The organism is Protofrankia sp. CiP1_Cm_nod2 (assembly GCF_920664355.1).
Taxonomy (GTDB): Bacteria; Actinomycetota; Actinomycetes; order Frankiales; family Frankiaceae; genus Protofrankia.
Genome location: NZ_CAKKTL010000129.1, coordinates 1 through 14,479, shown reverse-complemented (window position 1 = coordinate 14,479; position 14,479 = coordinate 1). Strand labels below are relative to the sequence as shown.

9 protein-coding genes and 3 pseudogenes are annotated in these 14,479 nt (G+C 66.1%); 6 read left to right on the top strand and 6 right to left on the bottom strand.

Annotated features, from left to right (window positions below; translation table 11 throughout):
• Positions 1-81 precede the first annotated feature (81 nt).
• The 4 genes from NBW84_RS15045 to fdxA all read left to right on the top strand — a co-directional run bounded on the left by NBW84_RS15045 (position 82) and on the right by fdxA (position 4,488).
• Entirely contained in the window at positions 82-1,389 is a 1,308-nt protein-coding gene (locus NBW84_RS15045; protein WP_250285368.1) for a TetR family transcriptional regulator, read from the top strand.
• A 66-nt stretch (positions 1,390-1,455) separates the two neighbouring features.
• Positions 1,456-2,880, top strand: coding sequence for an OB-fold domain-containing protein (locus NBW84_RS15040; RefSeq protein ID WP_250285367.1), 1,425 nt, complete (start codon positions 1,456-1,458; stop codon positions 2,878-2,880).
• Positions 2,880-4,082: an acetyl-CoA acetyltransferase gene (locus tag NBW84_RS15035; protein WP_445548507.1), complete on the top strand. Its 1,203-nt coding sequence runs from the start codon at positions 2,880-2,882 to the stop codon at positions 4,080-4,082. Before NBW84_RS15040 ends, NBW84_RS15035 begins: the two co-directional genes overlap by 1 nt.
• Before the next feature lie 79 nt (positions 4,083-4,161).
• Positions 4,162-4,488 (top strand): ferredoxin, encoded by a 327-nt coding sequence (gene fdxA / locus NBW84_RS15030; protein WP_250285365.1) that lies wholly within the window; start codon positions 4,162-4,164, stop codon positions 4,486-4,488.
• Between the two features lie 218 nt (positions 4,489-4,706).
• Here the strand turns inward: fdxA and NBW84_RS15025 are convergent.
• The 5 genes and pseudogenes from NBW84_RS15025 to NBW84_RS15005 all read right to left on the bottom strand — a co-directional run.
• Positions 4,707-6,097 (bottom strand): annotated as a pseudogene (locus NBW84_RS15025) (IS701 family transposase); the annotation flags it as partial.
• A 99-nt stretch (positions 6,098-6,196) separates the two neighbouring features.
• Positions 6,197-6,352 carry a hypothetical protein gene (locus tag NBW84_RS15020; RefSeq protein ID WP_250285363.1) on the bottom strand — a complete coding sequence of 52 codons (156 nt, stop codon included), beginning with the start codon at positions 6,350-6,352 and terminating at the stop codon, positions 6,197-6,199.
• A gap of 143 nt (positions 6,353-6,495) precedes the next feature.
• Entirely contained in the window at positions 6,496-7,884 is a 1,389-nt protein-coding gene (locus NBW84_RS15015; RefSeq protein WP_250285369.1) for an IS701 family transposase, read from the bottom strand.
• A gap of 218 nt (positions 7,885-8,102) precedes the next feature.
• Positions 8,103-10,058: a flavin-containing monooxygenase gene (locus tag NBW84_RS15010; protein WP_250285362.1), complete on the bottom strand. Its 1,956-nt coding sequence runs from the start codon at positions 10,056-10,058 to the stop codon at positions 8,103-8,105.
• A gap of 217 nt (positions 10,059-10,275) precedes the next feature.
• Positions 10,276-11,638: pseudogene (locus NBW84_RS15005) on the bottom strand (IS701 family transposase).
• Positions 11,639-12,539: 901 nt separating this feature from the next.
• Here NBW84_RS15005 and NBW84_RS15000 point away from each other — a divergent pair.
• Positions 12,540-13,265, top strand: a complete 726-nt coding sequence (locus NBW84_RS15000) for a hypothetical protein (RefSeq protein WP_250285370.1) — start codon at positions 12,540-12,542, stop codon at positions 13,263-13,265.
• 150 nt (positions 13,266-13,415) lie between these two features.
• On the opposite strand, the pseudogene NBW84_RS14995 reads toward NBW84_RS15000, so the two are convergent.
• Positions 13,416-13,827: pseudogene (locus tag NBW84_RS14995) on the bottom strand (DDE-type integrase/transposase/recombinase); the annotation flags it as partial.
• 32 nt (positions 13,828-13,859) lie between these two features.
• Here NBW84_RS14995 and NBW84_RS14990 point away from each other — a divergent pair.
• Positions 13,860-14,450 (top strand): cytochrome c oxidase subunit 3, encoded by a 591-nt coding sequence (locus NBW84_RS14990; RefSeq protein WP_250285360.1) that lies wholly within the window; start codon positions 13,860-13,862, stop codon positions 14,448-14,450.
• Positions 14,451-14,479: the final 29 nt, after the last annotated feature.

The following is a 14,479-nucleotide window of genomic DNA, read 5'->3' as shown; positions in this document are numbered from 1 at the left end:
CCGCGAGCTGGTCGTCGAGGAGGCGGCCGTCGCCTCTCGCATCACGTTTAGAATCAGGCGATCAACCAGAGAGGAACGGCGATGACAACGGTGCGCACCCACCCGGGCAAGAAGGCCACGGCGACACGACAGCGCATCCTCGACGCCGCAGCCAAGATCTTCCGTCAGAACGGCTACACTGGGACGCGCCTCACGGACATCGCCGCGGCGGCACAGATACAAGCCGGCAGCCTCTACTACCACTTCGCCTCGCGGGAAGGCCTGGTCCAGGAAGTCCTGCGTGTCGGCCAGCAGCGCACGAACGACTTCGTCATGGGCAAGGTCTCCGCCGCACCTCCCAACGCGAGCGGCCTTGACCGGCTCCGCATCGCCGTGCACGCCCATCTCGAAGCCGTCCTCGAGATCGGCGACTACACTGCGGCCACTCTACGCATCTTGGGGCAGGTCCCTGAAGAGATCCGCACTCAGGCCCTCGCGCTGCAGCGGGAGTATGGCCAATGGTGGCGGGAGCTGTTCGAGGACGCGCAGCGTGACGGCGAGCTGCGTCAGGACCTTGACATCTCCGCGTGCCGCATGCTCGTTCTGGGAGCCATGAACGCCTCCCCCGACTGGTTCCACCCAGACCAGCCGAAGGGACTCACGATCAGTGATCTTGAGGAGCAGTTCGCCGCGATGTTCCTCGACGGGCTCGGGACCTCCAAGGGAAAGCGGCGCCGGTCACACAAGATCATATTTACCCTCACATCCGATGCGCACGAGGAGTCCGCAGCAGAGACACGTGGCGCCGCGACGACCGCTCGGATCCTCGACGCGGCCGCGAAGATTTTTCGCGAGAACGGCTATGCCGGAGCCCGGCTCGTGGACGTCGCGACCGAGGCCGACATGCAGACCGGCAGCCTCTACTACCACTTCGCCTCGCGCGAGGACCTGGTGGTGCACCTGCTGCACAATGCCTGGGAACGCACTGACAACATGGTGAGGCGTAGTGTCAACGACCTACCCACACGCACCGCGCCTATCAACAAGCTGGCGATGGCCATAACCGCGCACCTGCTGTCCGTCCTGGCCTGGGGTGACTACACCTCGGCCATGCTGCGCATCCTCGGACAGGTGCCGGACGGCGTCCGAGCCACCATCCTTCCGCTGCAGCGGACCTACCTCGGCCTGTGGCGGGGCTTGCTCAACGACGCTGCCGACGCCGGGGACATCCGCTCCGACCTCGATCTGTCGGTGGTCCTGATGATGCTGGCGGGTGCCCTGAACTGGACGGTCGAGTGGTACCACGCCGACCACCACCTGGCTCCGGAGCAGCTGGCGGAGCAGTTCTGCATCCTCGTCCTCGAGGGCATGTCGACACGACGCCGGGGTACGCGTCGACGGAGCGTGTGACATACACTGGACTCGAACCTAGATTAGAAATTAGGCTGTCGGCAACTCCCCCGGGGAAGGACGTCCATGACCAGCCTGCTGTCCTACGGCTCCTACATTCCATACCACCGGCTTCGTCGGAGCGACATGCAGGCGGCTCTCGGCGCTTCGGGAGGGAGAGGCTCACGCGCCGTGGCGTCGTACGACGAGGATGTCGTCTCCATGGCGGTGGAGGCTGGCTCGGCGGCTTTACGGGGACAGCGCTGTCTGCCTGAGCGGCTCTATTTCGCCACCTCCTTCCCTCCCTACCTGGACAAGACCAATGCGGCGGTGGTGCACGCCGCGCTCGGACTTGACCGGGCGACGCTGGCGGTCGACATGGCTGGCTCACCGCGGTCGGTCATCGGCGCACTGTTGGCCGCGAGCGAGGCACGAGTCCCGGCCCTCGCCGTAGTCGCCGACATACGCACCGGGCTGCCCGGGAGCAGCGACGAGCGAGAGGGCGGCGACGCGGCCGCAGCGTTCTTGTTCGGACGCGGCACGTCGGAGACACCCGAGCTCGCGACCGTCCTGGCGTTCGCCTCGACCACGGAGGAGTTCCTGGAGCGGTGGCGGACACCCGGCGAAAAGGCTTCCCATACCTGGGAGGAGCGCTTCGCCGAACATGTCTACCGACCGCTGGCTGAGGAGGCGTTCACCACCTCGCTGAAAGCAGCCGATCTCGCCCCTGGCCAGATCGACCACCTTGTCGTGAGCGGCCTGGCCGCCCGCGCGGTACGGCAGTTCGCGCAGGCCAGCGGCGTACGTCCCGAAGCCGTGGTCGACAACCTGGCAGACCGCATCGGCAACCCCGGTGCGGCCCAGCCCGGGGTACTGCTCGCCGCAGCTCTGGACCGCGCTGGCGCTGGCGAAAACGTCGCGCTGGTCCACCTCGCCGACGGTGCGAGCGCTCTGCTGATGCGAACCACGGAGCACCTGCTGTCCCGGCGGTCCCCGACCGGTGTGCTAGGGCAGGTGGATGGCTCACACGGCGAGCTCAGCTACACAGCCTTCCTCACCTGGCGGGGAATGCTCGACCGCGAGCCACCCCGGCGACCGGAGCCGGACCCGCCCGCGGCGCCGCCAACACGCCGGTCCGCCGGCTACAAGCTCGCCTTTCAGGCGGCTCGGTGCGACGCGTGCGGAGCGGTCAACGTACCACCGGGAAGGGTGTGCTTTGCGTGTTCTGCAGCCGACCAGATGTCGCAGCGATCGCTGCGTGACACGCCTGCGACGGTGGCGACGTTCACTGTTGACCGTCTCGCGTTCACACCGAGCCCACCGATGGTGGCCGTCGTCGTCGACTTCGACGGGGGCGGTCGGTTCCGATGCGAGCTCGCCGACGCGACCCCGGCCGACGTGCGTATCGGCCTGCGTGTCGGCCTCACGTTCCGACGCCTGCTGACTGCCGACGGCGTGCACAACTATTTCTGGAAGGCACGACCGCTTCACGAAGACGGAACGAGGCTCTGATGGCATCAAGAGGCATCTGTGATCGGGTCGCAATCGTAGGCATGGGCTGCACAGCGTTCGGCGAGCACTGGGACCGCGGCACGGACGACCTCCTTGTCGAGGCGGTGGGGACAGCCACGCAGAGCACGTCTGTCGCGATCGACGACGTCGACGCCTTCTGGCTGGGCACCTATATGTCAGGGGTCTCGGGTCTGACGCTGAGCCGTCCGCTCCGGATCCGCGACAAACCCGTCAGCCGCGTTGAGAACATGTGCGCGACAGGATCCGAGGCGCTGCGCGGCGCCGCGTATGCCGTCGCCAGTGGTGCCTACGACATAGCCATGGCCGTCGGCGTCGAGAAGTTGAAGGACTCCGGCTACTCCGGCCTGACCCGCCAGTCGATTCCGGGTGACGGGACGGGCGGCACGCTTGGCACCACGACGGCACCAGCCAACTTCAGCCTCCTAGCACCGGCCTACGGTCGGAAGTACGGCGTGGACGAAGACCAGTTGAAGGAGGTCTTCACGCGTATCGCCTGGAAGAACCACAAGAACGGTTCCCGGAACCCGCGAGCCCAGTTCCGAAGAGAAGTGACCAGGGAGACCATCGCTTGCTCCCCACTGGTCGCCGGCAGCCTCGGCGTGTTCGACTGCTCCGGTGTGTCGGACGGGGCAGCGGCAGCGATCGTGGTACGGGCCGAGGATGCGTACCGCTACACCAAGCGCCCCCTGTTCGTGAAGGCGTTGTCCTTCGTGTCTGGGGCAGCAGACGGCAACGTCGACCCGGGCTACGACTTCACGACCTTTCCGGAGGTCGCGGCGTCCGCAAGGGAGGCCTACCGCCAGGCGGGCGTGTCCGACCCTCGGGCGCAGATTGCGATGGCTGAGGTGCACGACTGCTTCACCGTCACCGAGCTCGTCCTCATGGAGGATCTCGGCTTCGCCCCCCGCGGAACCGCGTGGAAGGACGTCCTGGCCGGGACATTCGACCTGGACGGTGCGCTGCCGGTCAACCCCGACGGCGGGCTGAAGGCCTTCGGTCATCCTGTGGGGGCATCGGGGCTCCGTATGCTCTATGAGTGCTGGCTGCAGCTTCGTGATGAAGCCCCGGACGAACGCCGTATCGCCAGCACGGGAAAGACCATGGGCTTGACCCACAACCTCGGCGGAGGTCCTGGCGAGTGCGTGTCGTTCGTGTCCATCGTCGGGACGGAGCGCTCGTGATCGCCGGCTGCATAGCTACGCTCCAAACCGAGCCAAACGGGACAGCAAACGGACAGCTCCAGGAAATGAAGGACCTTTCATGACCTACGTCATTGGTGATGCCTGTGTCGACGTCAAGGACAACTCCTGCGTCAAGGAATGCCCTGTGGACTGCATCTACGAGGGCGATCGGTCGATGTACATCAACCCGACCGAGTGCATCGACTGTGGCGCCTGCGAGGCCGTGTGCCCGGTCCGTGCTATCTCTGCTGACGTGGACCTCCCTGGGGAGCTGCTGCACCTCGCGGCCAGGGCCGAGGCACTCTTCGCTGAGATCGGCGACCCGGGTGGGGCCCGCCGCCACGGCCCGTTGAACGGGGACCACCCCGCCATCGCGGCGATGCCACCCAAGTCGGCGACGGCCTGACAGCGTGGAGGGCCGGTCTCGATGTCGGCGCTCCTGGCGGACACTCCGTGAGCCGCCTCATCCAATCCCGACGGTCAGTACCAGTACGGGGTGACGCTGCATGCGTCACATCAGCCGCTCCGTGACGCTAGCGCCTCGTAATTCGCCGTCTTTACCGGTGGTTTGTTGTGATCGGCAGTTCGTGATCCGTGATCTACGGGGGTAGGTAGAGGCGGAGCCGGTGTCCGGCGGCGAGCGTGTCGATCAGTTCGCGGAGTGGGTGGGGCATCGGGGCGGTGGTCCAGGCCTGCCAGAGGCGTAGCAGGAGGCACAGGGGGGTCAGGCAGGCGCGGACCTGTCGGAGGCTGACCGGCCAACACGGCGGTGTGGTGGTGCGGGTCGTTGTCCGCGTGTCGTCGGGTGGGAAGGGCGTGGGTGGCTCGGCGGGGGTGGTGTTGTCGTGCCAGCACAGGCTGAACGCGCAGTTCACCAGGGTCCAGTGGCGGGCGATCGCGGTGGCGGAGCGGACCTGGAAGTCGGCCCAGCCCAGTTCGTGTTTGACCTGCTTGTAGTCCTGTTCGACCCAGCCACGCAGCCCGTAGAGGCAGACGATCTCGTCGTAGGTGGCGGGTGGGAACGCCGGCGCCGCCGTGGTGGGCAGGTCCGGGCGGGGCAGGGTGGTGGCCAAAGACCAGGTGCTGGTCGCCGGCAGGGTCGCCGGGTCGGAAGTGGCCACGACCAGCCGCAGGGGCCCGCCGATCCGGTACGGGCCCACCCGGCAGTCGGTGGCCCACCAGGTCTCGGTGTGCCCGTCGCGGTAGGCGCGCCGCACCGGTGTCCACTGGCCGGGCCGCTCAGGGCTGGTCCAGACCCGGGCGCGGGCGGCCTGGGCCGGGGTACGCAGGTCGGTGTCCTCGTCGGGGCGGGACAGTTCCTGGTGCGGTTTCAATGCCAGCACGAACGGCACCCCGGCCTCGCGCAGCCCGGTGACCAGGCCGGGGCTCTCGGACGGGCCGTAGAAGCAGTCGGCGACCACCGCGCGGAAGCCGACGCCGGCGGCGCGGGCATCGGCGACCAGGGCGGCGGCGAGCTGCCCCTTGGTCCGAAACGACGGGTCGGCCCGCCCGTCGGGCAGGCAGTGCGCCGGGAGGTAGAGCCGGGTGTGCAACGGGTGGTAGACCCACTCGTCCGCCCAGACGGTGGACACCGCGACGACACCGCGCTCGATACCGCCCCGGGAACCGATGTACTGACGGGACACCCCCGCGGTGGCATGCCCGCTCTTACGGTCCCCGGAATCGTCCAGGACCAGCACCCCACCCGGGTGCGGCGCGCTGTCCGAGGACACCAACAGCAACTCGACCCGCCTACTGTTGATCTTTTCGTGGTCCCACGGCGACTCCGACAGGAACCACTGCAGCCGCTGGACCTCCCGATGCTGCGCGCCGGCCACCGGCTCCGCCCCGGCCAGACAGGTCAACGTCTTGTTCCGGTCCCGCGGCAGCAGCAGACCGACCAGGTAGTCCCGGAACCCCCGCCGCTGCGCACGCGAGGCGAACAGGCCGTCGAAGCGGGACGCGTACACCTCCACCGGCGCCGGAGCCGGCAGGCACGGCAGCCGCTCTGTCATCGCGATCACCTCCGCGACCGAACCACTCCTTCCCTACCCGGCACAGCCAGCGAATTCCTGGCCACCCATACATGACCAAACGATCACAACAAACCACCGCTACTTACCGTTGTTGTCGACAATTTTCTTGATGCCGGCCTGGACAAGCTGGACCTTGGCGAGGATCTCGTCCACGGTCGCGGTCCAAGCGAACAGCGTGGGATTGGCGTTCCCATGGACGATGTAGTCCCGGATCCGCTTGATAAGAATCTTCACGAAGATACACATAGCGCGGCTGATCGACTGGTGGGCAATTATACCGAACCCGGTTTCGAGCTGGTTGATCCACGACGATCCGACCGGAGTAAAGCGGAAATAAGCGGAATCACGAGATACTAGTACTCCAGTGACAGTGATCCTTACGTGGTCGCGGCCCGCGCGACGTCCGTCTGGTTGGTTCGGATCCGGGTTCGGAAGTGGTAACGGCGGGCGCGTGCCTGGTGGCGACGGCGCCAGTCCGACCACCATGTGATCACCGCCGCTGGGATAACAGCCTGTCCGAACAGGGCGAGAACATGCCAGATTTCGTTGAGACTGAACGGGATCATCCCGGTCTCGGCTGGTTCCGGCTGCTCGGGGACCGCGAGGCCATGGCCGTCACGCTGGTAGCCCACCGCCCTCGTCGCAGGTGGGTGCTCCGGCGGGTCCTGTTCGCGAGTCTTCGTGACGGTGACCGCGAGCCAGGCATGCGCGAGCATCGCCAGGGTGATGTGCCGGTACCAGGCGTGGTACATACGGACCTGGAAATGGTCGAGACCGACCTCGTTCTTCGCCGCCTGAAAACATTCCTCTATTCCCCAGCGGCGTCCCGCGACCGTGACCAGGGCAGCGAGGGGAACGGCGCGGGGGCTGTGCGTCAGGTAGAACGCCAGTCCTTTTTTCGCGCCACGGGAACGGCGGATCAGAACCTGCTGCGCCCGGTTCTCCGGTCCGGCGAGATCAGTGGTATCGACCAGCGCCCAGTCATACAACCGAGGGCCTTTCGCGCCATCCGCACTGGAATACGTCTCCCACGCGCCGGCGGGAACCAGTCCGGCGAGAGTGTCGACCCGGCGGCGGCCGACCGCGGTGGTCACCATGGTGTCGCACGCGACCGCCAGCACATAACCGATCCGATGCTCCTCCAGCCAGTCCCGCAGCTCGGCGTCGCCGCCGTACACCTCATCGCCGGCGACCCACCCCAACTCCCGGTGGGACGCCCAGAACCGGCGGACCATGTCCAGCGCCAGCAGCGGCTTCGTCGCGAACCCCCGCCGTCGTGGCACCCCCGCCGCGGCGCACCGATCCCGGTCATCGGTCCAGCTCGTGGGAAGGTAGAGTTCCCGGTCGACCAGCGCCCGCCCTCGTCCGGACACATACGCGGCGAAAACACCGATCTGGCAATTTTCGATCCGGCCCGCGGTGCCCGAGTACTGCCGCTGCACCCCGGCCGACAGGGTTCCTTTCTTCACAAACCCGGTCTCGTCGACGACCAGAACACCATCCGCCTCGGCCAGGTTCTCGATCACATACGACGTGACGACGTCACGCACCCGATCGGCGTTCCACACATATCCGTTCAGTAGCCGCTGCATCTTCTGCGGGCCCTCTTGCCCGGTGAATTCCGCGAGCGTCCACCCGTTCTTCCGCTCCGTCCGAGACAACAACCCGGCCACATACGCCCGTGCCTGCACCCGAGGCTGCTCCGACCCGAAACACGGATCGATGCGGCTCAGTAGCTCCTCCAAACCGGCCTCCCACACCGCCACGTCCGACCCGGATACACTCTGCTCCGCGGCCACCGCGGATTCCTCGGTTGTTCTCACAAACTACGGAGAATCACACGGTGGCACCCGTTCGGACGCCACGCCGCCACCCCACACAGAGACCACACGCCGGCCACTGTCACTGGAGTACTAGCCGAACATCCCGCGGCATCGCGTACCGCGACGACCGAAAGCTCGCTGATGCCGCCAGCAACCAGCCTTCAAGTGGGCAGCCCGTCTGATTCCGGTCGTTGGACAATCCGGCCGTTCTTGCGCAGCACATAGTCGTCCAGGTCGACCGAGCGCGTCATCGTCCAGTAGTCGACAACGCGCCAGGGCATCGCGGTCACCACGCGGCCTTTGGAGTTGCGGTACCACGTGTCCATGCCCTGGTGCGTCCACACCATCCGCTGGTGCGCCTCGTCGAGCTCCTGGTTGTACCGATCACTGACCTCCGGCCTGCACACGAGGGAGCTGATGCCCTCGCGAAGCATGTGCTGCAGAGCATCGATGATGTAGTTGATCTGGCTCTCCGCCAGGTAGATGAAGCTGCCGCCGTGACCGAGGTTCGTGTTCGGCCCATACATGAAGAACAGGTTCGGAAAACCTGGCGCTGTGATACCCAGGTACGCGCGAGCATCGTCCGCTCCCCACAGGTCCTGAAGCACCTGTCCATCTATGCCGGTGACCTGGTAACGGACGGGGTTGTGGGCCTCGAAGCCCGTGGCGAGGACCACGACGTCCGCCGGCCGCTCCTCCCCATCAACAGTGACGACTCCCGTCTCTGTCAACGCCGCGACCCCAGCCGTGATGAGCTCCACCTGCGGCTTCTTTAGCGCGGCGAACCACCCGTTGTCCAGCAGCATCCGCTTCCCGAACGGCGGGTAACTGGGCAGGGCCTTCTCCACAAGGTCAGGCCTGCCCTCAAGCTCTCCCATCAGGTACGCCGTGAAGAACTTGCGGTGTGCGTCGTTGACAGCGTTCAGTGAACGTTCCGGGTACGCCCACGCAGGGTCCTTCTGCAACGACGCGTGAATCCGGTCGTTGTAGGCCCAGGCAAGCTTGGAGCGGTACCAGGCGCGGTAGAACGGCACCTTATCCATGAGCCAGTGCACCCGCCCATCAACCGGCCGGAAGTAGTTGCTGTTCGGCGACACCCACTGGGGTGAGCGCTGGTAGACGTCGAGGGCTCCCACCACGTCGGCGATGGCAGGGACAATCTGCATGGCACTTGCCCCGGTCCCGATGACAGCGACACGTTTGCCGGTCAGGTCCAGACCGTCGGGCCAGCGCGCCGAGTGAAACACCGGCCCCTTGAACTGCTTCATCCCCTCGAGCTGGGGGATTTTCGGAACGTTCAGCTGACCGACAGCCGAGATGAGGACGTTTGCGGTCAGGGCCTCTTCCGCACCGGCCGCGTCCCGGACGATGACTGTCCACAGTTCCGCGTCGTCGTCCCAGGACGCTGCCACCGCCGTGGTCTGGAAGCGGATGTTCCTACGGAGGTCGAAGTGCGTGGCGAGCCCGTCCAGGTACTCCTCGAGCTCCGAGCGCTTGCCGAAGTACGTGCTCCACGCACGCGGGAAGAACGAGAGGGAGTAAAGGTGACTCGGGGTGTCGACCCCACAGCCTGGATAGCGGTTCTCGATCCACGTGCCGCCCACGTTGGCATTCTTCTCGACGACCGTGTGGGCGATCCCGATGTCTCGCAGGTACTTAGAGGCGGTCATGCCCGAGATGCCGGCACCGATGACAACCACGTGAAACTCGCCACCAACAGCAATCGGTACCGGCGCGGGCTTGGGCCGGAACCCCATCTGCTCGGCTGTCATCGCCTCGAAGTCCTCGGGAACCTCCTCGGCGACGCACAGCTCAAGCAGCTCCAGCAGCTGCCGACCCGTTGGAGCGGGCATGGCGACCGGTGCCCCCGCAGCCCAGTCCAACACTGCCTGTTCGACCGCTAAGCGGATCTCCTGCTGCACCACAGGAGGAAGGCCGCCGTCATCGTGGTCGTCCGTGCCACGAGCGCGAGTCGGCCGGTAGGGCGGGCGTGTCCACTTGCGGTCGCCGGTGAGCTGCACCAGCAGCGGTACCAGCGTCGGAATGTTGGCCACGGCCAAGGCTTCGTGCAGCACCACAGGATCGATGTGGGTACGAGCCTCAGTGACCGACATCATCTCTCCCTCCGTGGCGACAGGCCACCTGTCGCCAGCGACGACTCACGTGGAGCGACGCCTGTCCTAATTTAGTTTAGATATTGCCCCCGGGCAAGCGGCCCACCCCTCGCGCTTCGCGTGCAACGGTCGCGCATCGTGCGGTAGTTTGTTGGATCAGGGTGGGAGGTAGAGGTGGAGGCCGTGCCCTGTACCGACCGCGGTGATCAGGGCTTGGACGTCATCGGGCGGGGGTGCCGGTGACCAGGCGTGCCAGCAGCGTTGCAGCATGATCCAGGGGGGTTAGCCAGCTGCGGACCGCGCGCAGTGTCACCGGCCAGGACGGCCGCGCCGGCGGGCGGGCTGCTGTGGAACCCCCTCTCTCGCCGGTCGTGCCCACTGCCGGGGTGTTCCTGCCCGGGGGGCGTCTCGGTGAGGGGGGTATGCATCCAACAGAACGAGAACGCGCAGAACACCAAGGTCTGGTGGCGGCGGATCGCGATGTCGGAGCGGACCTGGAAATCAGCCCAGCCCAGTTCGTCCTTGACCTGCTTGTAACCCTGTTCGATCCAGTTCCGGATCCCGTGGATCCGCACGAGCTCGGCCAGGTCGGCGGGCGGGTGCGGGCTGTCGGTCTCGCGTGCCGATCCCGGACGGGGCAGGTTGGTCGCCAGATACCAGCTGCTGTTCTCCGGCAGCCGGGCCGGGTCGGTGGTCGCCACCACCAGACGGATGGTCCCCTCCGGCCCCCACCAGCCCAGCCGGGCCTCAGCTGCCCACCACAGGGCGGTGCGCCCGTCCCGGAACGTGCGGGTCACCGCTGTCCAGTTCCCGGGGTTGTCCGGGCCGCCCCAAGCCAGGTCTCGGGCGGCGTCGACCGGGGTACGGGCGTCGGGTCCGTAGGCCCAGGTGCCCCGGTGGGGTCTGAGGGCCATGACGAACGGCAGCCCCGCGGCGGCCAGCTCGCCGCGGAAGGCGTCGTGGTCGCCGTAGGCGCAGTCCGCCGCCACCGCCCGGAACGCCACCCCGGCCGGGCGGGCCCGCCGGGCCAGGTCCACCGCGATCTGCGGCTTGGTCCGGAACCCGGGATCGTTCTTACCTTTCGGGAAATGGTGGGCGGGGGTGTAGGGCCGGGCGTGCAGCGGATAGTAGAGCCGTTCGTCTGCCCACAGCGTGCTCACCGTGACCACCGCGCTGTCGGTCTTGCCGTACCGGCCCAGCCACTGGCGGCCCACATGCGCGGTGGCCGTGCCGTCCTTGCGATCCCCGGAATCGTCGATCACCAGCACCCCAGCCGCATGCGAGGCGGTCCGCGGATCGGCCTGCAGCAGCGCCACCCGCCGGGTATTGATCTTCCCTGGGTTCCACACCGACTCCGCGAGGAAGAACTGCAGCCGCTGCACCGCCGGATGGGTAGCGCCCACCACCGGCTCGGCCCCAGCCAGGCAGGTCAACGTCTTGTTCCGATCCCGCGGCGCGAGCAGCCCGGTCAGATACTCCCGGAACCCCCGCCGCTGCCCCACCGCCGAGAACAGATCATCGAACCGGACGGCGTAATCCTCCAACGGGCCCGGCGCGGGCGGGCACGGCAGACGTCTGGTCATCGTCAGACCCCCTCACCTCGGAGACGTCCGACAGCGCAGACCTACCCCCACAACCCTGATCCAACAAACTACCGTTAGTAGGCAGGGTGGCGGCCCGGCTGTCGCGCGTGGGTCGGGCGCCGGGTCCGCGGCCCGGATGGTGTCGTGGGGGAAGAACCTGCTGGTCAGGTGGCTGGGGGTAAGGCGTGTAGCGAACCCCCAGCATCGCCTGGTACTGGCGGATCTCAGTCAGATGCCAGGTTCCAGGTCTGGTCGAGCGACTTTGTTTTGTCGGAGGTGCTGGTAGAGGACGTGGCGGATCGGGTCGTCGGGTGGGGGGCTGGACCGTTCCCGCTCAACGCAACAGACCCCGGCTGTCGTGCGCCCATGTTTTCCAGCAGAGCGCACTGGCAGCCAAGCGCAAGACGACGAAACCCGAACCCGACGTCAGGTCCCCAAACCGTACCAAAGCCCCAAAAGCTTACAGAATACCCAGTTGCGAGCCCGCCCTTGCCCCTGTTTGGACACTGCTGTAGATTCTAATCTAACAAAGGTTTAACTTAGCGTTGGAGTGGACTCGGCGGATCGCGCGTGACGTGGATGAGGATCGAGTTGTCGGTCTGCCGGAAGGGTGGTCAGCTCAGGTAGCCGGAAACTATCAGGTGGGCGGTTCGTGGCTACGGCGAGTCGCTGGGCCTCTATGCCGAGATCGGGGCACCCGCACATTCGACGTGCTGGGTTCGCGCAGTTCCGGTCATTTCGGTTGTTCGCCAAGTCCTGGCAGCAAAGTCATCGGGCCGCCTACCCGCTGGTTAGGGCCCGTAATGGATTAAGTGACGCCATCGCAACGCCCTGACCTGCGTAGACGCCTCGCAAGAAAGTCACTTATTGTATTCCAGCTCCTTGGACGAGGAGTATCGAGATGAACATACGAGCCCAGCGCCTGTGCGCGTGGTGCGGACCTGTCTTAGCAGTGTTATTCTTTATTGGATTCTGGCTGATCGCTGACTTCATACCGCCGCCGTCACCTGCCGAAAGTCCTGACCAGGTGGCGGTGAGATTCCGCGAACACGCGAACCAGATTCGTTTCGGTCTCCTGCTGACTCTCTATGCCGGCACGCTGACGGTCCCGTGGGTCGCGGCAGTCTCGGTGCAGCTCAAGCGGATAGAGGGGCAGTTCTCCCCCCTCACCTACGCACAGCTCGGGCTCGGGGTGCTTCTCCCGCTCGAGTTCGTCGTCCCCATCTACTTCTGGCAAACCGCCGCTTTCCGCTCCGAGCGCTCTCCCGAAATCGTCCAGACCCTGAACGACCTGGGCTGGTTGCCGTTCACGGGTCTAGTCTACACCATCGTCGCGCAGGCCATCGTGATCGGGATCGCGATCCTCGCGGACCGCCAGGAAAAGCCAATCTTCCCCCGCTGGTCCGGCTACTTCAGTATCTTGGCCGCCCTGCTGTTCTGCCCGGCGGGCTTCGACGTCTTCTTCAAGGACGGCCCGCTGGCATGGAACGGCCTGATTGCCTGGTGGGTGCTGGTCGTCGTGTTCTTCCTGTGGCTGATTGTGCTGTCGGTTGTGCTGCTCGATGCCATACGGCGCCAGGAGGAAGAAGGTCAGGCGAACCGAGCGGAAGCGGTCAGCCAGCAGTGACCAGATGGGTCGCCGGGCAGGCCAGCGACGTGCGGCCAGTGCTCTCGCAGGCAGCCGCCGGGGATCTGTTGTATTCAGCGGAGTCAATATGGAGGGCGGGGTCAAACGGTCGTAGCGACTCCCCGATAGGATGATCGTGTTGGCGTCGAGTGGCTGGATGGTGGATGGGTCGGCGGTGACTTCGACTGGCCGGCGGCCAGATCGCGATACTTACTGGCCAGCACGTCGATGACCGGGCCGTCCTGGCCGACGGCCCGGTACCGGTAGATCCACCGTCTGGAGACCTTCACATAGGTCTCGTCAACACACCACCGATCTCCAGGAATGTGCCGGCAAGGCCGGGCTGCGTCGATCAGCAGCGGGGCGAACTGTTGCACCCACCGGTAGACGGTCATATGATCGATGGCCAGGCCGCGTTCGGCGGGGAGCTCCTCGACGTCCCGATAGGACAGGGCATAGCGCAGGTATCAGCGGACCGCCGGCACGCTTCCCCTCGGGCAGGAACCGGCAATCCGGTGAAGTCCGAGGCGGGGACCGGTGGACGGACGGGACCTCGGCGCATCCACCTACGATTCCTGATCGAGGAACTCACGGATGCAACAGACCCAGGTGCCGGCCTCGACGGTCCGGCGAGAACACCACATCCCGGGCGAGGCCGGGCTGTGGTTGCTGCTCTTCGGCGACATGACGGTCTTCGCCGTCCTGTTCTGTGTCTACCTGAACCAGCGCGGTAAGCAGCTGGAGGTTTTCGCTCATTCGCAGGGCACCCTGAACCGCGACTTGGGGGCGCTGAACACGCTGCTGCTTCTGTCGAGCTCGCTGCTCGTCGTGTTAGCGACGCGCGCGGTCAGGGGAGCGGCCCGGCGCAGCGCTCCGCGCCTGCTGGTCGGCGCGATCGCGTTCGGGCTCGGGTTCGTCGCGGTGAAGGTCGTCGAGTACCACGACAAGATCGCCATGGGGATGACTCCGGACGTCAACAAGTTCTACATGTACTACTTCGTGCTGACCGGGTTGCACCTGGCGCATCTGTTCTTCGGCCTCGTTGTGCTCGTCGTCCTGTTCACACTGTCCCGGAAGGCTGAGCTCAGCGAGGGGCAGTTCGTGCTCTTCGAGGGCGGCGCATGCTTCTGGCACATGGTCGATCTGCTCTGGATAGTTATATTCCTGTCTCTTATACACATCTGACGCTGCCGACGATCTTACGCGTTTAGTCT